The 22918-nt window shown below is 69.9% G+C and carries 22 protein-coding genes; 13 read left to right on the top strand and 9 right to left on the bottom strand.

Annotation, left to right across the window (positions count from 1 at the left end):
* Positions 1–98: 98 nt before the first annotated feature.
* From RR49_RS14990 to RR49_RS14970, 5 genes are all read right to left on the bottom strand, one after another.
* Positions 99–302 carry an aldo-keto reductase family protein gene (locus RR49_RS14990; RefSeq protein WP_045248579.1) on the bottom strand — a complete coding sequence of 68 codons (204 nt, stop codon included), beginning with the start codon at positions 300–302 and terminating at the stop codon, positions 99–101.
* Positions 299–691, bottom strand: a complete 393-nt coding sequence (locus RR49_RS14985; protein ID WP_045248580.1) for a nuclear transport factor 2 family protein — start codon at positions 689–691, stop codon at positions 299–301. The genes RR49_RS14990 and RR49_RS14985 overlap by 4 nt, the downstream gene beginning before the upstream one ends.
* A 20-nt stretch (positions 692–711) precedes the next feature.
* The gene (locus tag RR49_RS14980; protein ID WP_045248581.1) at positions 712–1542 is read right to left on the bottom strand and encodes a MoaF C-terminal domain-containing protein; all 831 of its coding nucleotides are present in this window, start codon (positions 1540–1542) and stop codon (positions 712–714) included.
* Complete coding sequence (locus tag RR49_RS14975; protein WP_045248582.1) at positions 1542–2672, bottom strand: zinc-dependent alcohol dehydrogenase; 1131 nt, start codon at positions 2670–2672, stop codon at positions 1542–1544. The genes RR49_RS14980 and RR49_RS14975 overlap by 1 nt, the downstream gene beginning before the upstream one ends.
* 129 nt (positions 2673–2801) lie before the next feature.
* Entirely contained in the window at positions 2802–3752 is a 951-nt protein-coding gene (locus tag RR49_RS14970; RefSeq protein ID WP_045248583.1) for an AraC-like ligand-binding domain-containing protein, read from the bottom strand.
* Positions 3753–3964: 212 nt separating this feature from the next.
* Between RR49_RS14970 and RR49_RS14965 the strand changes: the two genes are divergently transcribed.
* The 8 genes from RR49_RS14965 to RR49_RS14930 are packed head-to-tail and all read left to right on the top strand — an operon-like array spanning position 3965 to position 12338.
* Complete coding sequence (locus RR49_RS14965) at positions 3965–5281, top strand: ABC transporter substrate-binding protein (RefSeq protein WP_048808796.1); 1317 nt, start codon at positions 3965–3967, stop codon at positions 5279–5281.
* Between the two features lie 7 nt (positions 5282–5288).
* Positions 5289–6164, top strand: coding sequence for a branched-chain amino acid ABC transporter permease (locus RR49_RS14960; protein WP_045248584.1), 876 nt, complete (start codon positions 5289–5291; stop codon positions 6162–6164).
* A complete protein-coding gene (locus tag RR49_RS14955) occupies positions 6161–7195 on the top strand; it encodes a branched-chain amino acid ABC transporter permease (protein ID WP_045248585.1) in 1035 nt (344 codons plus the stop codon). The genes RR49_RS14960 and RR49_RS14955 overlap by 4 nt, the downstream gene beginning before the upstream one ends.
* Positions 7192–7902 (top strand): ABC transporter ATP-binding protein, encoded by a 711-nt coding sequence (locus RR49_RS14950; RefSeq protein ID WP_045248586.1) that lies wholly within the window; start codon positions 7192–7194, stop codon positions 7900–7902. Before RR49_RS14955 ends, RR49_RS14950 begins: the two co-directional genes overlap by 4 nt.
* Positions 7899–8630: an ABC transporter ATP-binding protein gene (locus RR49_RS14945; RefSeq protein WP_045248587.1), complete on the top strand. Its 732-nt coding sequence runs from the start codon at positions 7899–7901 to the stop codon at positions 8628–8630. Before RR49_RS14950 ends, RR49_RS14945 begins: the two co-directional genes overlap by 4 nt.
* Positions 8627–10171, top strand: coding sequence for a GMC family oxidoreductase (locus RR49_RS14940; RefSeq protein ID WP_045248588.1), 1545 nt, complete (start codon positions 8627–8629; stop codon positions 10169–10171). Before RR49_RS14945 ends, RR49_RS14940 begins: the two co-directional genes overlap by 4 nt.
* A 20-nt stretch (positions 10172–10191) precedes the next feature.
* Positions 10192–11598, top strand: a complete 1407-nt coding sequence (locus tag RR49_RS14935; protein ID WP_045248589.1) for an aldehyde dehydrogenase family protein — start codon at positions 10192–10194, stop codon at positions 11596–11598.
* Positions 11599–11603: 5 nt separating this feature from the next.
* Positions 11604–12338, top strand: coding sequence for an SDR family NAD(P)-dependent oxidoreductase (locus RR49_RS14930; RefSeq protein ID WP_245610990.1), 735 nt, complete (start codon positions 11604–11606; stop codon positions 12336–12338).
* 19 nt (positions 12339–12357) lie between these two features.
* Here RR49_RS14930 and RR49_RS14925 read toward each other — a convergent pair whose 3' ends face one another.
* Positions 12358–12915, bottom strand: coding sequence for a TetR/AcrR family transcriptional regulator (locus RR49_RS14925; RefSeq protein ID WP_045248591.1), 558 nt, complete (start codon positions 12913–12915; stop codon positions 12358–12360).
* A gap of 118 nt (positions 12916–13033) precedes the next feature.
* On the opposite strand from RR49_RS14925, the gene RR49_RS14920 reads away from it, so the two are divergent.
* The 4 genes from RR49_RS14920 (at position 13034) to RR49_RS14905 (ending at position 16391) form a co-directional block, all read left to right on the top strand.
* Positions 13034–14026 (top strand): alpha/beta hydrolase, encoded by a 993-nt coding sequence (locus RR49_RS14920; RefSeq protein ID WP_045248592.1) that lies wholly within the window; start codon positions 13034–13036, stop codon positions 14024–14026.
* Positions 14027–14078: 52 nt separating this feature from the next.
* Positions 14079–15047, top strand: a complete 969-nt coding sequence (locus RR49_RS14915; protein ID WP_045248593.1) for a hypothetical protein — start codon at positions 14079–14081, stop codon at positions 15045–15047.
* A gap of 85 nt (positions 15048–15132) precedes the next feature.
* A complete protein-coding gene (locus tag RR49_RS15200) occupies positions 15133–15591 on the top strand; it encodes a DUF6069 family protein (RefSeq protein ID WP_048808798.1) in 459 nt (152 codons plus the stop codon).
* A 38-nt stretch (positions 15592–15629) separates the two neighbouring features.
* A complete protein-coding gene (locus RR49_RS14905) occupies positions 15630–16391 on the top strand; it encodes a potassium channel family protein (protein WP_045248594.1) in 762 nt (253 codons plus the stop codon).
* A gap of 4 nt (positions 16392–16395) precedes the next feature.
* Here the strand turns inward: RR49_RS14905 and RR49_RS14900 are convergent, their stop codons facing one another.
* The 3 genes from RR49_RS14900 to RR49_RS14890 form a co-directional block, all read right to left on the bottom strand.
* Entirely contained in the window at positions 16396–17625 is a 1230-nt protein-coding gene (locus tag RR49_RS14900; protein WP_045248595.1) for an LCP family protein, read from the bottom strand.
* Positions 17626–17750: 125 nt separating this feature from the next.
* Entirely contained in the window at positions 17751–18095 is a 345-nt protein-coding gene (locus RR49_RS14895; RefSeq protein WP_045248717.1) for a histone-like nucleoid-structuring protein Lsr2, read from the bottom strand.
* Between the two features lie 411 nt (positions 18096–18506).
* Positions 18507–19025, bottom strand: coding sequence for a methylated-DNA--[protein]-cysteine S-methyltransferase (locus tag RR49_RS14890; RefSeq protein WP_045248596.1), 519 nt, complete (start codon positions 19023–19025; stop codon positions 18507–18509).
* Between the two features lie 130 nt (positions 19026–19155).
* On the opposite strand from RR49_RS14890, the gene RR49_RS14885 reads away from it, so the two are divergent.
* On the top strand, positions 19156–22914 hold the full coding sequence (locus RR49_RS14885) for an AAA family ATPase (protein WP_416361449.1): 3759 nt from the start codon (positions 19156–19158) through the stop codon (positions 22912–22914).
* Positions 22915–22918 lie beyond the last annotated feature (4 nt).

Here is a 22918-nt window from a genome sequence, read left to right as displayed (position 1 = left end):
GGGTGAAGCACGTCGAGGTCCTCGTGAAGATCAGACAGTTAGCGCTACTGATCCTCGGGGACCTCGACCCCTACCCGCCGAACCCCACCCGGCAAGCCTCACCCCCACCGAATGTCCGAAGAGCCGGCAATCGCCGCGCCGACCGTGCCGTCGTTGTCGTAGTCAGGGTCGGTGACGATCAGGCGGAAGCCGTCGTCGATCGCCGCTGAGACGACATGGATGCCGCCGCTGCCCCGCACGCCCGCGACCGCCAGTCCGATCGGGGGGATGCTCGCCGAGGCGGGACGGGCAGGTGCGCTCATGGCGTCATCGCTGTCCGAACCTGCGCGCTGTCGACGATCTGCTCGAAGCTGACCACCCGGTCGGATGCCAGCCGCCAGATGTGCGCGACCCGCGCGGTGAACGGGCGCCCGGTCTGGCGGAAGGTGCCCGAGTAGGTGCCGATGCCGACCTGCACATCGCCCGCGTCGACGAGCTCGTCGAGGTCGAAGCGATAGCCGTCGAAGTCGCGGGCGAGGGCTTCGAAGACGTTGACGCGCACGGCATCGGGGCCGATGTACGTCCCCGCGCGTGGGAACCCGGCCGCCTCGGTCCATGTGGTGTCGGCCTCGATCGGCGCGAGCATCCCGGCGAGATCGCCGCCGGCACTCGCCTCGTAGTGGCGAGTGATGATGTCATGAGCGCGAGTCATGGCGGTGTCCTTTCGGTGGGTCAGACGGGCTGGACGTCGGGGTACACGACGTTGCCGAGCGGATAGATGTGGCCGCCCGCACGCCGGTGATCGGCGCCGCCGTCGGGTGCGGTGCCGAGGAAGATCCCCGTCGTTCGCAAGGCGTAGCCCAGGTCGTGCAGCCAGACGCTCGCCACCGGGATCACGAACTCGCGGAACGTGAACAGGTAGAGGCCGGAGTCGTCGAACTTCCACACCGTCGACATGTCGACGTCGCCGTGCCCGCGCTGCTCGCCGTGCAGACACTGCCAGCAGTAGCGTTCGCTCGAGAGGAACACGTGCTCGTACAGGTGCACAGGGCTGTAGCGCACGAGCTCGCGGAAACCGATCAGGTCACGAGAGGGCGCGGGCTTCACCCCCGTCACATCTTGTCCGACGACTCGCCCCGCGGCGATCGTCTGCTGCACGTGCGGCATTCCCGGTCGCGGCTCGCCGATCACGGAGTGGATGATCAGTGCGCGACCGGTCGTCTCCGACCAGAACACCGTGATCGCGTCCTGAGACCGCGACGCGAGGGGCAGGTTGAAGAACACCACGTCGTCGCGCACACGCACGGCGTCGTACGGGTCCACCGTGCCATCCGGTGCGCTCAGAAGGGCTGCCGACCGCCACCGGGCGGTGCCATCGGCCAGGACGTCCACGGCGAGACCGATGCCGCCGTCGAACTCCCAGGCGATCGATCGTCCGGCGAGGTCGGCCTGCGGCATCCGATAGGTGTCGATTCCGGTCGCGAAGTCGTCGTATGACTTCCACGTGCCCTGGTCGGCATCGTGGGTCGTGCGCGAGACGGTGACGTTCTCGGAATGGGACATCAGTGACCTCCGGTGAGAGTGGGTGAGGGGGAGGGGATGAGGAGTACGGCCTTGATCAGCCCCTCCGTACGACCGCGAACGGCGGCGAGCGCGGTGCTCGCCTCGTCGAGCGGGAAGATGTGGGTGATGAGCGAGGCGAACGGGAATCGCGCCTGATCGAGCAGCGTGATGGCGCGTTCATAGCCGCCCGCGGCAAGGAACGACGGCAGGATGTCGATCTCCCGGGTGAGGAGGTCCTCATCCGGTGCGATCGTGAGCGCCGCGCCGCCGCCACATGCCCCGGCGAGCACGACCCGACCGCCGCGCCGGACCAGACGGATCGCGTCCTGCTGCGCCGTGGGGTTCCCGGCGCACTCGATGACCACGTCCGGACCGCCGGGGAGCAGGTGGCGAATCCGCGAGTGGAGCTCGGCCCCGCGCTCTGCGAGGGTGTCCGTCGCGCCGAACGAGCGTGCGAGCACCCGCCGCTCGGGGCGACCGCCGACGACGATGACGTGCCGCGCGCCGGCCGCCGACGCCACCGCTGCGACGAGCAGACCGATCGGGCCTGGGCCGATGATCACGACGTCGTCGCCGAGGCCGACGCGACCGCGCTCGACCGCCCGCACCGCGACCGCGAGAGGCTCGGTGAGCACCGCGACGTCGTTCTGGAGTGTGGGCGGAAGCACGTGGATGACGCCCTCAGGGGGAACCACCAGGTGGGTGCCGTAGCCGCCGGTGAAGGGCGAGAGCGTGCGGGGGATGTTCACACCCATCTGGCGCCCCGCCGCAGGTGAGACCGCGGGATCGTCCCGCTCGCAGAGGTTGCGCCGACCCTCGCGGCATCGCGCGCACCGCCCGCAGGCCAGCAGCATCTCCACCACGACGCGATCACCGACGCGCAACCCGGGGCGGGCCGCCTCGGTGCCGATCGAGATCACCGTTCCGACGAACTCGTGACCGGGCACCAGCGGGAACGGGTCACCGATCTCGCCGTCGAGCAGATGCAGATCGGTTCCGCAGATGCCGACGCGGTCGACGGCGACCACGACATCGGATGCCGCGGGCACGGGTGCCGGGCCGGTGACCGTGTCGATCGTGCCGGGAGCGACGAACAGGACCTGCGTCGCCGTGCCGGTCGCGTCGTTCATGCGAGTGTCCTTCCCCGCGGCGCATCGTCGTGCCGCTGTGTGAAGGCTCGCGTGCCCGGACGCGGGGCGGTTGCGTCGGAGCGCGCAGATGTTGAATCGGCGCGCAGTGTGTCCCTCCCGGGGGCGACGTCAGCGGCGGGTCATCCGGGACCGGAACTCGGACGGGGTCTCGCCGTAGACAGACTTGAACGTGCGCGAGAAATGGGCCACGTCGGCGAACGACCAGCGGGCGGCGATCGCCGTCACGGTCATGTCCGCGAAGTCCGGGTCTGCGAGTTCGTCGCGGCATCGCTCGATGCGGCGCAGCCGGATGTAGGAGCCGACGCTCACCCCCTCGGACTGGAACAGCGAATGCAGATAGCGCACCGAGATGAAATGGGCGTCCGCGATGAGCGACGGCGTGACGCCCGGGTCTTCGAGCACTGCGTCGATGTACGAGTAGATCCGATCGATCAGCCGTTCGCCGCCAGCGCCCTCCGTCGCCGGCAGCGAGTCTCGCAGCAGGATGTTGACGAGGTCGACCGCATTGCGCGCCAATCGCCAGCCTGTCGCGGTGCTGACCGCCTCGAGTCGCCCGGCCAGTTGCAGGAGCACGCCGCCGACCATGCTCCCCAGGTGGTCGTCCTTGCCCAGCGCAGTCGCCGTCAGCCGGGCGATGCGATCGTCGGACAGGTCGACGAGCCGCTTGGGGAACATGGCGACGATCGTGCGGATCGATGAGTCGTCGAATGCGAGCGTGTACGGACGAGTCGTGTCATAGACGGCGATGTCGCCCGGTGACAGCACGACGTCGCGGCCGTCCTGGCAGATGAAGCCGGAGCCTTCGACCATCAGGCTCACCTTGTAGCTCGGTTCGGACTCCGACTCGGCGACGAGGCGGCGTGTGCGCTCGACCACATGCGGATCGGCGGCGATCTCGACGATCTTCAGGTCGCGCAGCTCGGCGCTGCGCGCCGCGGCGTGGAAATGGTGCGGGCGCCGACTGGAAACCTGCAGGGGGACGAACGTATCGCGCACCCTCTCACGGAAGGCCGTGAACGAGTCGATGTGGTGGAGCGGGCTCGGGGTGGCGTGGAGCATTCGGGGTTACCTCCAACGAGTCGCGGTCGCCGGTGACCGCGTGGTCTGCATCGTATATGACCGACGACGTCGCGGCTACGGCGCCTGGAAGACGTTGTGCACGCACGTGCAATGCGGGTGCCTCGCCGTTCAACGGCCCCCGCGCCGGTATTGCGAGGCTGTCCGCGACGCAGCTGTCCCTCGCGTCGCATCTCGTACGAAGGAGTACACCCATGAATCGCACCATGCGGGCACTGCTCGCGGTAGCGGCGACAACAGCTGTCATCGCTCTCGCGGGATGTGTTGCCGACACCTCCGCGTCCCCCACATCCGGCGGCTCGGCGGCCGCCGGGACGGCCGCGTGCGGCCTCGGCAACGGCCAGAAGGCCACCGGAACCCCGATCAAGGTCGTCGCCATCGCCACCGAATCCGGCGGCGTCGACTTCTCGTCCTCCCCGAATTCGGCCAAGGCCTACTTCGACTGCATCAACGACAACGGCGGGATCAACGGCCGCCCGATCTCCTACCAGGTCGGAGACGACGCCCTCGACCCCACCAGGACGGCGCAGATCGCGACCGGCTATGCGTCCGACTCCTCGATCGTGGCCTCGGTGGGCGACGCCTCGTTCGTCGGCTGCCAGCAGCAGAACGACGCCTACAAAGCGGCGGGGCTCTACTCGATCCTCGGCGTCGGGGTTCCGCAGTCCTGCTTCTCGTCGTCGAACCTCGCGCCCGTCAACGCCGGACCCCGCATCTCCGCCCTCGCCACGCTGCAGTACTTCGAGCGCGCCGGGCAGGCCGGCAAGTTCTTCGCGATCGGCATCAACACCCCGGGCAACGGCGACTGGGTGGCATCCGGAATCTCGGCCTACGCGAAGTCGAAGGGTATCGACCTCGTCGGCAATGTGCTCTCCGACCCGAACGAGAGCAACTGGCTTCCGCTCGTGAGCCAGATCTCCTCGAGCGGCGCGACGAGCCTCGTCATCGCGGACCCGGCGCCGATCACCGCGTCGATCCTCACCGCGGCCGAGCAGCAGGACGCGAAGGGGTCGATCCAGTGGTCGTGCACGGCATCCTGCTACGACAAGCAGTTCGGGCAACAGATCGGCCAGTACTGGGACGGCTTCGTCGCCAACTCCGAGCTGCAGCTCGTCACGACCACGACCGGCGCCGACCAGACCCTCTGGAAGGCCGTGATGGACAAGTACGCGGCCGCCGACGCGCCGCGCGACACGTTCAGCCAGGCCGGCTTCCTCGCCGCCAAGATCTTCACCGACACCCTCATCAAGCAGTTCCCGGATCCGTCGAAGATCACCCGCGACACCGTCTCGCAGGCGCTCCTCGGAATCAAGGGCTTCTCCTCCGACCTCCTGTGCGCCCCGTGGTACTACGGCGTCGCCGACCAGCATCACGCCAACCACGCGACCCGCATGGCAAAGCTCGTCAACGGCGAGTGGCAGGAGCTCGAGGGCTGCCAGAACGTGACGGACCCCGAACTGACTTCGATCGAACAGGCCGAGCAGTCCCAGGGTCTTCTGACGGGGAACTGATCACACCATGAATCTGCTGCCCTTCCTCGTCGCCGGCCTCGTGATCGGTTCGGTGTACGCCCTGTCCGGAGTCGGGGTGCTCGTGCTCTACCGCACGACCGGCGTCCTCAACTTCGCCCACGGCGCCATCGGTGCGTTGGCCGCGATGCTGCTGTGGCAGCTGGTTCCCACCCAAGGACGTCTGCAGCCCGCGATCGGGATCGCCGTGTGCATCCTGATCGCGGCTGCGGCCGCCCTGCTGTTCGGGCTGCTCGCCGGCCCCTATCTCGCGCGCATCGACGAGCTGCGCAAGGCGATCGCCACCCTCGGTTTCGCCCTCGTCATCATCGGCGTGCTGCTGTTCACCTGGAACGACAAGGCCCGCACTCTGCGGCTCGACACCAGCTCGATCGCGATCAACGTCGGCGGCACCCGCGTGAACCTCACGCAGATCATCTGCCTCCTGCTCGCCGTGCTCGTCGTCGTCGCCACGGTGCTGGCCTTCCGCTACACGAGCATCGGCATGTCGATGCGAGCGCTCGCCAGCGACCGCGAGCTCGCCTCGGTCGTCGGCACGAACGTGCGACTCGTCGAGAACGTCGCCTGGGCGCTGTCGGGCGCGATCGCCGGAGCCTCCGGCATCCTGCTCGCCAACCAGACCCGCCTGGAGCCCGCCTTCCTGACCTTCCTCATCATCCCCGAGCTCGCGGCCGTCGTGATCGGACGCTTCTCCTCACTGTGGCTCACGCTGGTCGGCGGACTCGTGATCGGTGTCCTGCAGACCCTCGCGTCAGCGTGGGAGCCGATCACCGCCTACGCGACGATCGTCCCCTTCCTCATCGCCACCGTCGTCATCCTCATCGGCCGACGTCGCGTGCTGACCATCGGAGTGGTGCGCTCATGATCTCCTTCCTCGCCCGCCGAAACACCCGTGTCGGCGCGATCGGCCTCCTCGTGGGCCTCGCGCTGGCGGTGGTCATCCCGTTCCTCCCCGGTATCGGCCAGGGGTCCGGCCTCTTCGCGCTCACCGCATGCGCGATCTACTCGCTCGCCGCCCTCGCCGCCGGCATCCTCTACGGGCGCCTCGGACTCGTGTCGCTCATGCAGATCGCCCTCGTCGCTGTCGGTGGATGGGTGACGCTGCGCCTCTACTACGCGACCGATCTGCCGTTCGAGCTGGTCGCGGTGGCGGCGGCCGTCGTCACGGCGCTCATCGGAACGCTCCTGAGCCTTCCCGCTCTCAAGCTCTCGGGACTCTCCCTCGCGATCGTGACCCTCATGATCGCGGGCGGCATCCAGGTCGTCATCACGGCGACCGGGTTCCCGAACGGCGGAACCGGGTTCTTCGGGCGTCTCCCCGCCGGCACGGTTCCCGACACCATGCCGCGGCCGACCTGGGGTGCCTCGGACGATGCCTACTTCCGGTATGTCGCGGTGGTCGTCGCGGTCGTGTTCCTCGCTGTCTGGTGGCTCCTGTCCTCCCGGGTGGGACGCGCCTGGGCGGCGATCCGGCAGGGTGAGGCGGGCGCCATCACCCTCGGCATCCCGGTGACGCGTTATCGCATTCTGGCCCTCCTGCTCACCAGCTTCATCACCGGTCTGTCGGGGGCGCTCCTCGCGGCCAACACGGGGGTGCTCGACTCCACCGGCACGACCTTCAGCGCGCAGCAGTCTGTGCTGCTGTTCGCGACGGTGCTCATCGGCGGCACGTTCTCACTGAGCGGCGCCGTGATCGGCGGCATCTTCTTCTACGGCGTGCCCGTGCTGCTCCAGGCCTGGGGAGTGAGCGGCGATCTCGTGTTCATCATCCTGGGCCTCGGCACGATCCAGGCCATCACGACCAATCCGATCGGCATCGCCGGCTCGCTCGCCGCGCTGGCGCGTCGATGGCGAACACCGCGCCGTGCCTCACGTGCACGCGAGGTGACCGCATGAGCCGCCTCGTCATCGATCGCGTCACCGTGCGCTATGGGGGCGTCACCCCGCTCGACGCGGTCAGTCTCGAGTTCGAGGACGGCGTCTGCGGGATCATCGGACCGAACGGTGCCGGCAAGACCACGACCTTCAACGTGCTCTCCGGGTTCGCCATCCCCGCGGAGGGGAGCGTGCACCTCGACGGGGAGTCGCTGCTGGCCGTGCCGCGGCATCGTCGCGCCCGCTGGGGGCTGCGCCGATCGTTCCAGCAGGAGCAGGTGATCCGGTCGTTGACCGTGCGTGAGAACCTCCTCCTCGCGGCGGAGAACTCGGGCGCGACCCGAGCGTCGGTCGACGCCGCGCTCGACTACGTGGGCCTGGATGGGCGGGACCGACTCGGAAGCGACCTCACGATCCTCGAACGGCGTCTCGTCGAGATCGCCCGCTGCGTCGTCGGCGAGCCGCGTCTCGTGCTGCTCGACGAGCCCGCCGCCGGTCTCGATCCGGCCGAGTCGGAGATGCTCCTCGGGGTGATCACCGGGATTCCGGCGACGACCGGCGCGCTGGTCCTCCTCGTCGACCACGACATGGATCTCGTGCGTGCCGCGTGCGCGACCGTCGCGGTGCTCGACTTCGGGCGCCGCATCGCGGCCGGGTCAACGGCCGAGGTGCTCACGTCCCCCGACGTCCGCAAGGCGTATCTCGGTATCGAGGAGGAGAAGGCATGAGCGAGCAGCTGGCGATCCGCGACCTCACTATCCGTCGTGGCGGGCGCGAGGTGGTGCGCGGTGTCGATCTCACCGTCCCGCGCGGCGAGGTGACGGCGCTGCTCGGGGCGAACGGGGCGGGGAAGTCCTCGCTCGTGCTGGCGGTCGCGGGGCTGCTGCGCGACATCCGCGGCGACATCGAGCTCGACGGCAGGGCGATCCGCGGGCTGCGTCCGAACCGGGTGCGGCGGGCGGGGCTCGCGACCATGCAGGAGGGCCACCGCGTCTTCACCGACATCTCGGTCGCCGACAACCTGAAGATCGCGGCTCTCCTCCTGCCGCGGCGCGACCGCGGTGCCGCCGTCGAGGAGATGCTCGACATCTTCCCCGAGATGCACGGGTTCGCCGACCGTGCGGCGGGCTCGCTCTCGGGCGGACAGCAGCAGATGCTCGCGCTCGCGAGCGCGCTCGCCGCCCGCCCCGAATACCTCGTCATCGACGAGATGTCGCTCGGACTGGCGCCGGTGATCGTCGCGCGTCTCGTACCGGTCCTGCGCAGCGTCGCCGCGCGCGGCGTCGGCATCCTTCTCATCGAGCAGTTCACCCATGTCGCGCTCGATCTCGCGACCTCGGCCGTCGTGCTCGCGCAGGGGGAGGTCACCCTCCGTGAGAGCGCGGCGACGCTCCGCGATCAGCCCGAGCAGCTCGCGGCCGCCTACCGACTCACCGAAGCAGAGGAGCAATCATGACCCACTACCCCTACATCGTCGTGGGCGCGGGGACGTCCGGATCGATCGTCGCCCGCCGACTCGCCGACGCCGGCAAGCGGGTGCTGATCGTCGAGGCGGGCCCCTCCAACTGCACCGAGCTCGTGCAGGACCTCAGTCACATCCCCGACCTCTGGCACACCGAGCGTGACTGGGACTACTACACGGCACCGCAGGCGCACGCGGCGGGCCGCCGCATCCATCTGCCGCGCGGGCGGGTGCTCGGCGGGTCCCATTCGCTGAACGCCGCGATCTGGGTGCGCTGCCTGCCGTCTGACTTCGATGGCTGGGCGGCAGACGGATGCCCCGGCTGGGCCTGGGCGGACGTCGAACCGGTCTACCGGCGCATCGAGGGCTGGCGCGGCGCGCCGGATCCCGCGCGCGGCACCGAGGGGCTGCTCCCGATCGAAGAGAACCAGCCGATGCATCCGATTCAGGAGTCGATCATCGACGCCGCCGTGGAGTGGGGGCTCGAGCGCAACCCCGACTACAACTCGGGGTCGATCGAGGGTGTCTCCCGCCAGCAGGTGACGGTCGAAGACGGCGACCGGGTGAGCACGTGGGACGCCTACGCGCACCCGGCCGTCGCTGCCGGAACGCTCGATGTGCGCACCGGGGTCGTCGTGCGGCGGGTCATCGTGGCGGACGGCCGTGCCACGGGGCTCGAGATCGAGTTCGACGGTCAGCTCGAGGTTCTGACGGCGGATGAGATCGTGCTGGCCGGGGGAACGTTCGGCTCGGCCGAGGTGCTGCTGCGCAGCGGCATCGGCCCGGCCGAGCAGCTCGCCGACCACGGCATCCCGCTGGTCGCCGACCTTCCCGTAGGCAAGAATCTTCACGACCACTATCTGGTGCCCGTCATCTTCGGCACCGAGCGGCCGGTCGAGGCGCCCGCCCCCCATCGCTCGGTCACGCAGAGCCATTGGTTCTGGAAGTCGGATCCCGCCCTCGAGGTGCCCGACACCCAGCCGATCACGTTCAGCGTGCCGATGCTCGAACCCGACATGTCGTTCGAGGGCACCGGGTTCACGCTCATGGCCGGGCTCGTGACGACCCACAGCCGTGGCGAGGTCACGCTCGCCGACGCCGGGGACCCTGCCGGCATCCGCATCGATCCGCACGTGCTGGAAGATCCGCGGGATCTCGCGAGCATCCTTGCCAGCGTGCGCCAGTGCCTCGAGGTGGGTGCGCAGCCCGCACTCGCCGACGCGTGGGGGGCGGCGGTCGTCTACCCTGCACCCGGCGCCGGCGACGATGCGCTGATCGCCTACATCCGCGAGCACGTCATCACCTACCACCACCAGGTCGGCACGTGCCGGATGGGCTCCGACGACCGTGCCGTGGTCGATCCGACGCTGCGCGTGCGCGGCGTCGCCGGTCTCACCGTGGCCGACGCGTCGGTCATCCCGACGGTCACCACCGGCAATACCAACGCTCCGGCCGCAGTCATCGGCGAGAAGGCGGCAGACTTCCTGCTCGCGTCAGCCGACGCGCCCGTCGCGGTCACCAACGCCGCCGTCTGAGCGCACCCGATCTCGAGGAGATGAGAACGATGAACCCCCTTCTGCAGCGCGTCAGCGTCGACGGCGGACGCCCGATTCCGGATGCCGCGACCGGCGAGACCATCGGCTACGCCCCCGAGCACGTCGTGAACGACCTCGAGGCGCTGATCACGAGGGCACGCATCGCGCAGCCGGCATGGGCAGCACTACCCGCCAGCGAGCGCGGCGCGCTGCTGCATGCGGCGGCCGAGCGGGTCGCGCTCGTCGCGGACGAGCTGGCCGACGCGGTCTCGCGCGAACAGGGCAAGCCGCTCAACGGCATCGGCGCCCGCGTCGAGGTGGGGGCGGTGCAGGGCTGGCTCCATGTGAACGCCGACCTCGAGGTGGCCCCCGAAGTGCTCGTCGACGACGCCGAGAACTACTCCGAGCTCATCTACAAGCCGGTGGGTCTCGTCGGCGCGGTGGGTCCGTGGAACTGGCCGCTCATGATCACGATCTGGCAGATCGCCCCGGCGCTGAAGATGGGCAACGCGGTCATCGTGAAGCCGTCGGAGTACACACCGCTGAGCGTGCTGGCGCTCGTCAGCATCTTGAACGAGGTGCTTCCCGAGGGGGTGCTGCAGGTCATCTCGGGCGGCCGGGCGGTCGGTGCGGCGCTGACGTCGCACCCCGCCTTCGGGAAGATCATGTTCACCGGTTCGACCGCGACGGGCAAGGCTATCGCCGCGGCATCCGCTCAGAACCTCACTCGGCTCACGCTCGAACTCGGCGGAAACGACGCCGGCATCGTGCTTCCCGGCACCGATATCGACGCCCACCTCGACGCGCTGTTCTGGGGCGCGTTCATCAACACCGGGCAGACGTGCGCCGCGCTCAAACGCCTGTACGTGCATGAGTCGCAGTACGAGCAGGTGCTCGACGCTCTCGCCCGGAAGGCCGCCGCAACCCCGATGGGGCGCGGCGTCGACGAGTCGAACGAGCTCGGTCCGCTGCAGAACGCGATGCAGTTCGACATCGTCGCGCGCCTCGTCGACGACGCGCGCGCCCGTGGACGCCGCATCGTGACGGGCGGCTCGCCCGCGCCACATCTCGGGCGCACGTTCTTCGAGGCGACGATCGTCGGCGATGCTGTCGACGGCGACCCGATCGTCGACGAGGAGCAGTTCGGGCCGGTGCTGCCGGTGATCCGCTACGACACGGTCGAGTCGGCGATCGCGTCGGCCAATCGACTGGATGCGGCACTCGGCGCGTCGGTGTGGGGCGACGATCCCGCGCAGACCCGTGAGGTGGCGCTGCGGCTCGAGGCCGGCACCGTGTGGATCAACAAGCACGGCGGGATCCACCCAATGGTGCCGTTCGGCGGCATCAAGGGATCGGGATACGGCATGGAGTTCGGGTTCGAGGGGCTGAAGTCCGTGGCGGTGCCCGTCGTCATCACGTCGCGATGAGCGTCATGCGCACCGCTCTGGTCACCGGCGCGGGCCGGGGCATCGGCCGAGCGTGCGCGCTCGCGCTCGCCGAGACGGGGGTGGCGGTGCTGGTGACGGACCTCGATGGGGATGCCGCGGACGCTGTGCGTGCGGAGATCGCGGATCGGGGCGGCGTGGCGCTGGCCCAGGCGCTCGACACGACCTCGAGCGAGGAGCACGCGCGCGCCATCGACCTCGTGCGCGCGCACTGGGGCGGGCTGGACGTGGCGGTGAACAACGCCGGGATCACGCAACCGGCGACGGACACGGCGGACATCTCGCCGGCGCAGTGGCGCCGCGTGCTCGACGTCAACCTCGATGGCGTCTTCTACGGCGTGCGCCTCCAGCTCCCCGCCCTGCTCGAGCGCGGCGGGGGAGTGATCGTCACGATCTCCAGCCTCGGCGGTGTGCGGGGGCTCGTCGGGATGTCTCCCTATGCGGCCGCGAAGCACGCGATCAACGGCCTGATGAAGACGGTCGCACTCGAGTACGGAAGTCGCGGTGTCCGGGCGTTGGCTGTCGGGCCGGCCTACGTCGCCACCGGTCTCGAGCGCAACCTGCCCGCGGACGTGCAGGCGAGCCTGCCCGGCCTGCACGCACTCAACCGCATCGGCCAACCGGAGGAGATCGGGGCGGCCGTCGCCTGGCTCGCCAGTCCCGCGGCAAGCCTTATCACGGGGTCGTACATCCCCGTCGACGGCGGCTACCTGGCGCGCTGATCGGCTGAGCGCCGCCTGCTCAGTCGGCCAGGGCGGCGTCGATGAGGGTTGCCGCCGCGGCGCGGGCCTGCGCCGCGGCATCCGTCGTTCCGGCGATGGCGGCGGTGGTCTGGGCGCCCTCGGCGAGGATCGCGAGCTGCGGAGCGAGACTCGCCGGGCCGCCGGCGTCGGCGACGAGCTCGGCGACGTACCGCTGGAAGTCGATCTTGTGCTCGCGCACGGTGCGGGCGACGGCCGGGTTGGCGGCACCGAGCTCGGCGAACGCGTTGATGAACCCGCAGCCGCGGAAGTCGGCCTCGTCGAACCAGCCGGCGAGGTAGTCGTAGACCGCGAGCAGCCGCTCGCGCGGGTCGCTGATCGCGTCGACCGCGCCGGTGACGCCGTCGGTCCACATGCCGTGGCGCTTGTCGAGCACGGCGAGGATCAGGTCGTCCTTCGATGCGAACTCCTTGTAGAGGGCCCGCAGCGAGACACCGGCGGCGTCGCGCACGGCGTCCATGCCGACCTGGCCGATGCCGCGCGTGTAGAAGAGGCCGTCCGCGGCGTCGACGATGTGCCCCCGAACCTCATCGCTCATGAGGGCAGTCTACTTGACAGTGAGAACGAGCGTTCTCTACAGTGGGGATCACGCGATGAGAACGCGCGTTCTCACTCTCTCGACCCCGAGACGCGCCCCACGAAGGAGACATCGGATCATGGCTGGAAACCCCCACAAGCTCGCCCTCGAGCCCGCCGCGCAGGCGTTCGTCGACGCCACCAGCGAGCCCCCGTTCCTCTACCAGCTCGCCCCCGCCGACGGTCGCGCCGCCGTGGACGGCGTGCAGGACGAGCCCATCGAGAAGCCCGAGATCGACGAGGAATGGGTCGAGATCGCCGGCGGACCCTCGGGTTCCGTGAAGGTTCGCATCGTTCGCCCCGCCGGCGCCACCGGTGTGCTGCCGGTCGTGCTCTACACGCACGGCGCGGGCTGGGTCTTCGGCGACGCGCACACCCACGACCGTCTCGTGCGCGACCTCGCCGTCGGTGCCCGTGCGGCCGTCGTGTTCCCCGAGTACGACCGTTCGCCCGAGGTGGGCTACCCGCACGCCATCGAGCAGGTCTGGGCGGCCGCGCAGTGGATCGTCTCCGACGGGGCATCCCATGACCTTGATGCCGCCAAGCTCGCCGTCGCCGGCGACTCGGTCGGCGGCAACATGACCGCCGCGCTCACCCTCCTCGCCAAGCAGCGCGGCGGCGTCTCGCCGGTCGCGCAGGTGCTCTTCTACCCTGTCACCGACGCCGCGTTCGACACGCCGTCGTACGAGACCTTCGCCGAGGGATACTTCCTCGCCCGCGAAGGCATGCGCTGGTTCTGGGACCAGTACACGACGAGCGAGAGCGACCGCGCCCAGATCACCGCGTCGCCGCTGCGCGCCGAGCTGTCAGACCTCGCCGGCCTTCCGCAGGCGCTCGTCATCACGGCAGAGGCCGATGTGCTGCGCGACGAGGGCGAGGCCTACGCGGCGAAGCTCCGTCAGGCGGGCGTTCCCACGACCGCCGTGCGCTACCAGGGCATCGTGCACGACTTCGTCATGGTGAACTCCCTGCACGCCACGCAGGCCGCGACAGCCGCGGTCGCCCAGGCGGTCTGGTTCCTGCGTCAGGCATTCTCTGGCGTAACGCGGGGAGGTTCCGACGGATCGCAGTAGAGTCGGCGGTGACCAACGGAGGTTTCCGGGCGGGGGGATCGAAGGGGGACGCATGGACACGGTCGTGCTCATCGCCGTTCTCTTCGTCGTCAGCGCCGTGGTCTTCGCGATCGTCGGAACCTCCTCGACCCGCGCCGCGGGAGCCGCAGCGGATGCGCAGCGGCTCATCCGGGCGGCCGGCGCAGCCGGCGTCGCCGCCGTCGCGTCGACGCTGCTCTATCTGCTCTACGCGGCCACTCCGGCTCTCACGACACTGATCATCGGAGACGTGGCCATGGTCACCGCTCCGGCGCTGATCTGGTTCGCGCTGCCGGCACCGAGAGCGGTGCGCACCGCGCGTGCCGCCGTCTCGGTGGCGTTGCTTCTCACGGTGTGGATGACGTCGGCCACGGCGCCGGTCGCCACCTCGGTGCTGGTCAAGACGATTGCGCTCGTCGTGATCACGGCCGGGGTGGCGATCGCCGTGCGGCGACGCGAGATGCGCGGCCGGCCCGGCGCGACGACGCTCTTCGCCACATTCGCGGGGTACGCCCTGTACTCGCTCGTGCGCGTGGTGCTCGGGATCGTCGCCGTCACCGGCGCGGCCCCGATCTCGAGCGACCTGTCGACGAACCTCACCAGCCTCGCGGGTGTGGCCGCGGTCATCGGAACGGGCATCGGATGCGTGCGCTTCGCGCGCACGAACCCCTCCTCGCGGGTCGCGCGGCCGGCGGCGCGGCTCGCCGGTGACGCAACGGCGACCGCGTGGACCGTGCGCGTCGCCGCTCCCGGGTCGCCCGATGAGCCTCCCCTCGGAGGAGCCGAACTGCTCGGAGCCGTGAGGGACCTGGATGCCGCAGCCACCCCGCACCGGAGCGGCCACGTCGTATTCCGCTCGACGCTTCCGCCCGACGCCGTGCGCGACATCCTCGTTCAGCGACTGGCACTCGCCGCGCACATCCCGCGCAGCGACGTGGCGAGCAGACTCACGATCGAGGCCGGGCCGGAGCCCGGCACTGCGGAGGGTTCCGCCCCGGAGTGAGGCGCGACATCCTCAGTCTCATCTGGGAACCGCGCCGCTACCGTTCGCCGAGGACGCGCACGGGGCGCGACGGAAGGGACCTGTCATGAGCGCAGGATCGACGCGTACGGCACCGTTCGGACTCGACCTCCCGATGGGGCGTGCTCAGCCGTCGGCGGTGCGCACGGTGATCGCGATCGTCGTCGCCGTGGTCGGCTCGATCGCCGCATGCGCCGTGCTCGCCGCGCTCGGGCCGATCGTGTTCCCGCGCACCGTCGGCTATGAGCACTACGCCTTCGCGGACTACGCCAAGCTCACGACGATCGGCGTGATCGGGGCCGGCATCGGCTGGCCGATCGTGACCCTCTTCTCCACCCGCGCCGCGCGGCTCTATCTCTGGCTCGCGATCATCGTGACCGTCGTCTCCTTCGCCCCCGATCTCTGGATCTGGTGGAAGGGTCAGGACGGCCAGGCGGTGTTCGTGCTGATCGTCATGCACGTGGCCGTCGCGGCGGTCACCTACCCGGCGATGGTCTTCATCGCGCCGCAGCGCCGCCGCGCCTGACGACGCGAGGTCATCCGCAGGCGCGCGATAATCGCCGCATGTACGGGGAACGGTATGAACGCTGGCGGCGACTGACGGAGTGGCCGCTCACGGCGGGCGGGAGCCTCTTCCTGCTGCTGTACGCCATCAATGTGCTCGCCCGCCCGACGGGCGGAGTCGCGATCGGTGTCACCGCGTTGCTGGTGGCGACGTGGCTGTTCTTCTTCGTCGACTACGTCGTGCGACTGGTGCTCGCCGAGCAGCGACGCCGGTGGTTCGTGCGACATCTGCTCGATCTCGCGGTCGTCGTGCTGCCGATGTTCGGCACGCTGGAGGTCATCCGGTACCTCATGGTATTCGCGCTGATCCAACGGGGCACGGTGTCGATCCTGCGGGGGCGCGTGATCGTGTACGCGGCGGGCACCACGGCGCTGACGGTGTTCGTGAGCGCGCTCGCCGTGTACGACGTCGAACGCGGAAGCCACGGGCCGATCGTCACGTTCGGCGACGCGATCTGGTGGGCGTGCACGACGATCACGTCGGTCGGCTACGGCGACTACTACCCGGTGACGACCACCGGTCGCATCGTGGCGATCGCGCTGATGGTGGGCGGCATCGCGCTCATCGGCGTCGTGACCGCGACCATCGCCTCGTGGATCATCGAACGCGTGGCGGCGTCCTCTCCCGCACCTCCCGTGCCGGCAGAGCTCGTCGCGCAGCTGCGGGACGAGATCGCGGCGCTCCGCGCCGAGCGACAGGCGGATGCCTCGGCCGCGCCGCCGTCCGCCGCCGCCGCGCGGGTCGTCGACCCGCCGGCATGAGCGGTCAGTTCACGCAGGGGAGCACGCCGGATTCCATGGGCTGCTGCGAGTTCGTGTAAGTCTGCGAGGTCGGCGCCGGAGTGGGCGCGGCGGATGCGGTCGAGCTCGACGTCGCCGTGGGCGCGGGGGTCGCTGTGGCGGTGGGCGGGTTGATGAGGTTCTGCACGATGGCGGCGATCTTCGTCTGGTCGACGATGTTGACGCTCTGACCGTCGATGGTGCCGAACTTCTCGATCGGGAGGGTCTGGAACGTGATGTTGCCTCCGGCCAGCCGCTGCGCGTCGCTCGCGAGGCTCAGCAGGTCGAATCCGGAATCGAGTGCGACGTACTGCTTCGCGGTGTCGATGAGCGTCTGCAACGTGCCGAGGTTCGTGAAGGTCTGCGTCTGCTTGAGCTTCAGCGCGAGCGAGACCATGAACGCCTGCTGGCGACGTGTGCGGTCGAGGTCGGTGAGGAAGACGTTCTTGTACTGCGTATCGCGGCGCTGGCGCACGAAGGCCATCGCCTGCGAGGCATCCAGCTGCTGCACGCCGGCGGGGAAGTTCGCGCCCGAGTAGTAGTCGGCGGTCGCATGGTTGAGGCAGACGGTGATCGGCTGAACGGCCTGGGCGACGCGATAGAACGCCGCCATCGTCACCTCGACGAAGTGGTCGATGCGCACCCCGCCGAGGAACTGCGAGACGGTCTGGATCTCTGCTTCGCGGGCGTCGTCGCGCGCCTGCTGGTAGGCGGTCGCCTTCGGCGTGCCCTTCGCGAGCAACGCGTTGTACGAGGCATCCAGTGTGCGGCCGTAGTCCTCCTTGATCTTGCCGTGCGTGACGCCGGCGGGCTTGTTCGCGTAGGCCACGTAGTCGTCGCGGGGGATCGATACACCGACCGCGGGGCCGCCTCCGGCGGGGATGTGGATGTACATCAGCACGTTGGTGTTGTAGCCGCCGACGCTCTCGTCCTCCGCGTGGATGGCGTTGTAGATGTCCTGCGGGTAGGGGTTGCCATCCTCATCGACGCGGCTGTCGAGGCCCATCACGAGGATGTTGACCTCGCCGGTGTTCTGCGCGACGCCGCCGTCGGGCATCGAGATGTCCGATCGGTGGATGCCGTTCAGGTCGGCGAGGGTCATCACGATGCCGACCGCGGCGACGATCACGGCGATCGTGACGACGGCGAGGGCGCTGAAGATGATCCGGCGGCGGATGATCACTCGGCGGGAGACGGGCTTCGAACGGCGTGACACCGCCTCATCGTGACGGCGTGCGCTTATCTACCGCATGTGAATGTGCTGTCGGGAACCTGGATGCCGCGGCGCGAACGCCGAACGCCGGGTCGCACCTCGTGCGGCCCGGCGTTCGTGGGGTGGAGTCAGTGTGCGGCGTCGTACGCGTCGAGAACCTGAGCGGGAACGCGCCCGCGCTCGGAGACGGTGAAGCCGTTCGCGGCGGCCCACGCGCGGATCGCGGTGTAGTCGCGCTGCGCTCCCGCCGACTTCCGCTTGCGGGCGCCCGCGGATGCCGACGACGTCGATGTCGATCGGCCGGCGCTCACGTACGGGGCGAGGATGTCGCGGAATGCCGCGGCGTTCGCGTCGGAGAGGTCGAGTTCGTATGCGCGACCGTCGAGAGAGAAATTCACGGTCTCTCCCTCGCCGACTTCAAGGACGGTTCCGTCGATATCGTCGACGAGTTGATGCACAATTCTGCGAGCCATGCTCATAACAGTACGTTCTCTTCTCGTGTTATTCGGCGACGCGCCCGAATTGTCAGAAAATCCATCGATCCCGACACGACCGCCCGCGTGATCACCGTCGACGGTGCGGCGCTGCCGTCCGTAGCCCTCGGAATACCGCGAGTTTCGGCCGCTGAGTGAATGCGCCGGCCGCGATGTTCCCCCATTCGACGACGCGGATATTCCGGAGGAATGGCGGATGCCGCACGCGCACGTCGCTTGACGGAAGGACCGAAATGCATGTGCCGTGCCGAATGCGTGAATTCGACCCTTGTCGCGGAAGCGCCACAGAATCGCGCGCGGGGTGAAAAGAGTCCACGGCGGTCTGTGCGTTGTCGTCGACGTCGACGTAGATGGCGACGATGTCGAAGAAGAGCCCGGGCGGCGGCCGGCCTACACGGACGCGCCGGCCCGGGAGCGTTCGAGATCGATGAGCTGCTGCTTGATCTCGGGATGTCCGCCGTAATCGCCGATCGAGCCGTCGGCGCGCACGACGCGGTGCACGGGCACGACGATCGAGAACGGACTGAGCCGGCACGCGGTTCCCACCGCGCGGTGAGCGCGCGGGCGACCGGCCATCACGGCGACCTCGCCGTAACTCGCCGTCTCGCCGTAGGGGATGTCACCGACGGCCTGCAGGGCCTCGCGGGTGAAGCCGTCGGTGAGGCGCCAGTCGAGCGCGAGCCGACACGGGTCGCTTCCGCCGTCGAAGTATCCGTCGAGCCATGCGGTGAGCTCGGTGGCGGGTCGCTCGTCGTGCACCGGTTCGGCGTGAAGCGCGAGCGAGATCTCGGCGATCGCGACATCGAGCGGTCGGTGCAGCACCTCAAGGGCGACGAGCCCTTCAGACGTGTGCACCATGAGCACTTCGCCGACGGGTGTCGGGTGGGTCGAGAAGGTCGGGTCGGTCATGGCTCCATCATGACGAGCGGCGACAGGGGAGTGGCATCCGACCGCTCGGTCTGAGGGAGCTGCCGCTCGTCGGCGCGCGGGGGAGGAGGCGCCGTGCGGCGTGTCGCCAATCCCGCGAAACCCGCCGGGAATGCCGGGAACCGCGGATTTGCGCCCGTATGGTGACCGTGTGTGGCGAGGCGACAGAACGGCGACGGCGAGCGAGAGCATCGCGGCGCGCGGTGAGGAACAGCCGGAGGCGGTGGCCGCGGCATCCGATGTGTTCTCCCTCGACGAGGCTCGCGCGCGGCTGCGCGCGCAGGCGACGCTCGTGGGCGGGCGGTCGACCCTGCTGCACTACGACGACACCGCCGAGAGCGGTATCGACATCACCAAGGCCCACCCCGGGAGCCTCCCGCAGTTCCTGACCGGTCGGGCGACGCTCCTGTCGAATCTGTTCCGCGACGAGGTCGCAGGCCGCACGGCGCGCATCGCCGGCGCGCGGGTCACCACCAAGCACGTCGAACTGCGCACCGCGCGCGGCCTCGACAGCGTCTTCCTCGCCGTCGGCATGGCGTCGTGGCGCATCGGCGGGCTGGTCTGCATCGCACCCGTCCTGCTGCGCCCGGTCGCGATCCGCCGCAACCAGGCCGACTTCGAGCTGAAGCTCCACGGATCTTTCGTGGTCAACCCCGAGCTGGTCGCCGCCCTCGGCACCCACTTCGGCATCCGGCTCGACGGTGCCGCGCTGGCCGCCCTCGCCATCGAGGACGGCGTCTTCAAGCCGCAGCCGGTCATCGACCACCTGCGGGCGCTCACCGCGCACATCCCGTCGTACACGGTGAAGCCGCGCCTGGTGGTCTCCAACTTCGCCGACGTCGGCTCGGCGCTGGCCCGCGACATCCCCGAGACAGGTCATCTCGCCCTCGACGCCCTGCTCGGCGAGCCCGTCTCGCGTGACCGTCTGCGCGTTCCACGGGAGCTTCCCGCGCAGGTCGGCCCCGACGAGCGCGCGCCGTCCGCCGACCTGCTGCTGCTCGACGCCGACGCGGAGCAGGAGCGCGTGCTCGCCCGCATCGGCGCGGGGCACTCGCTCGCGGTGCACACCCTGCCGGGCACCGGCGGCACCCAGACCGTCATCAACGCCCTCGGCGTGCTCGTGCGCCAGGGCAAGCGGGTGCTGGTCGTGAGCGCCCGCCGTTCGACGCTCGACGGCATCCGCCATCGCCTCGCCGGCATCGGTCTCGACGCACTCGCCATCTCTCCGCGCCACGTGCGGCGCGACCTCATCCGCGCGATCGGACGCAACGAGAAGTCGACCGCGCCGCAGGTGGCCGACATCGACGACGCGCTGCTGCGACTGCGCACCGTGCTGCGCGACTACCGCGGCGCCCTCACCGTCGACCATCCGTCACTGGGGGTCACCGCCCTCGACATCGTGCGGGAGCTCACCCGCCTCGCGCAGCTCTCGCCTGCCCCGTCGACGTCGGCCCGCTTCGATGTGGCCACCCTCGAGCGCCTCCGCGACAAGCGCCAGGCGGCGGCCGAGAAGCTGCGCGCCGTCGCGCGTCTCGGCGAGTTCCGCTTCGGCCCCGACGACTCACCGTGGTACGGCGTGACGTTCTCGACCACGGATGCCGCGCGCGACGCGCACGCCCTGGCGGGCAAGCTCAGCCGTCAGGCCGTGCCGAGCCTGCTCGAGCGCGGCTACGAACTCATCGCGCAGACGCGGATGCGTCCCTTCCGCACGATCGACGAGCTGGGTGAGTTCCTGCGTCTGCTGCAGGGCATCCGCCAGTCGCTCGAGCGCTTCACGCCGACCGTGTTCGACCGGCCGCTCGTCGAGCTCATCGCGGCCCACTCGCCCCGTCGCGACGTCGGGATGTCGAGCGCGAACCGTCGCCGCCTGAAGAAGCTGTCGCGCGAGTACGTGCGACCGGGCGCGCACGTCACCGACATGTACGAGGCGCTGCTGCGCATCCAGCAGCAGCGCACCGAGTGGGCGCGGCTCACCGAGGCGGGCGTCATCCCCGAGGTCCCGGTCGGGCTCGCCGACGTGCACGTCGCGTGGCAGCACGTCGACGCCGAGCTCGGCGACCTCGACCGCATCCTGCAGCGCGACGAGGCCCACCGCCTCGCCGCCCTTCCGCTGCCGCAGCTGCTGCGCACCCTGGCAGGGCTCGCGGCCGAGTCGGCGTACTTCGACAACCTGGTCGAGCGAGCCGGCATCCGCACCGATCTCGCGCGCGGCGGACTCGAGCCGCTGATGACCGACCTCTCGGTGCGTCACGTTCCCGAGGGCCAGGTGGGCGCCGAGCTCGAGTTCGCCTGGTGGCAGTCGGCGCTCGAGCACCTGCTGCGCACCGACCGGGCGCTGCTCGGCGCGAACACGTCGGTCGTCGATCGTCTCGAGCGCGACTTCCGGTTGGTCGACGAGGCGCACGCCGCGGCATCCGGCCCGCTCCTGGCGGCGCAGCTGGCGACTCAGTGGCGCATCTCGCTCGTCGACGAGCACGACGAGGCGGTCGCGCTCAAGCAGGCGCTGCGCGACGGCGTGAACAGCGCGGGCGCGCTGGCCCGCACCGCCCCGAGCCTGATGCGCACGCTCGCACCGGTGTGGCTGGCGACCCCGTACGACGTGCCGCTGCTGCGCGACGTTCCCGACGTCGACGTCGTGATCGTGGCGGATGCCGCGGCCCTCTGCCTCGCCGAGGCTGCCCCCGCCATCCGCCGCGGCCGTCAGCTGGTGCTGGTGGGCGACCCCGTCACGCAGAAGCCCACGCCGTTCACGGTCGGGTCGGCGGCCGCGGTCGAGGCGGATGAGTTCGACGAGCCCTTCGACGAGACGTCGCTGTTCGACCGGGCCGAGGGACTCGTCGACGTCGAGACGCTCACCCGCAGCTACCGCGCCGGCGGCGAGGACCTCGCGAGCCTCGTCAACGACGCGTTCTACGGCGGCGAGATCTCGTCGCTGCCGTGGGCCGGCTCCTATCTCGGACGCGGCAGCCTCAGCGTGGACTACGTCGAGGGCGGCGTCGGCACACCCGATCCCATCTCGGGTGCCGTCGAGAGTCCCGAGGTCGAGGTCGCCCGCGTCGTGACCCTCGTCACCGAGCACGCGATCAACCGCGGCACCGAGTCGCTCATGGTCATCACGGCCTCCAAGCGCCATGCCGAGCGCGTGCGCGCGGCGGTCGAGGCCGCGTTCGCCGGTCGCTCGGATGTCGCCGACTTCCTCTCCCGCGACACGGCCGAGCCGTTCGCGGTGCTCACCCTCGAGGAGTCCGTCGCCGAGAGCCGCGACCGCGTGGTCTTCTCGCTCGGCTTCGGACTCACCCGCCACGGCCGCGTGCTCAGCGACTTCGGCGACCTGTCGACCCCCGACGGCGAACGCCTCCTGACGGTCGGGATGACCCGTGCCCGCCGCTCGATGGTGATCGTCTCGTGCATCCGGCCCACCGCCTTCGACGAAGGGCGGCTCGCGCACGGTGCGGCGACGCTCATGTCGATCCTCGGCGGTATCGCCGACCGCACCCGTCACGCCGTGTTGGAGGATCTCGCCGACCCGCTGACGAAGGTGCTCGCTCGTGAGCTGCGCGCCCGCGGCCTCGCGGTCGACGTGCACTACCGCGGGCTGCTCACCCTCGTCGCCCACCACGAGGGCAAGGCCGTGGTCGTCGAGAGCGACCCCGAGACCCAGGGGGACTCGCTGCGCGAGTCGCTGCGGCTGCGCCCGCAGATCCTGCGTCGCCTGGGTTGGCACTACGCCCGTGTGCATGCGTTCGACCTCTACAGCGACCCCGCGGGTGTCGCGACCCGTATCGCGGCGATGCTCGGCATTGCGCCGGGCACCGGCGAAGCACCCGTCATCGAAGAGGCACGCACCGCGCCGCTCGACGACCTCGGGTGAGCCG

The organism is Microbacterium ginsengisoli (assembly GCF_000956535.1).
Classification (GTDB): domain Bacteria; phylum Actinomycetota; class Actinomycetes; order Actinomycetales; family Microbacteriaceae; genus Microbacterium; species Microbacterium ginsengisoli.
Note: the sequence above shows the minus strand (reverse complement) of the source record. Positions and strands in the feature narration are given on the sequence as shown.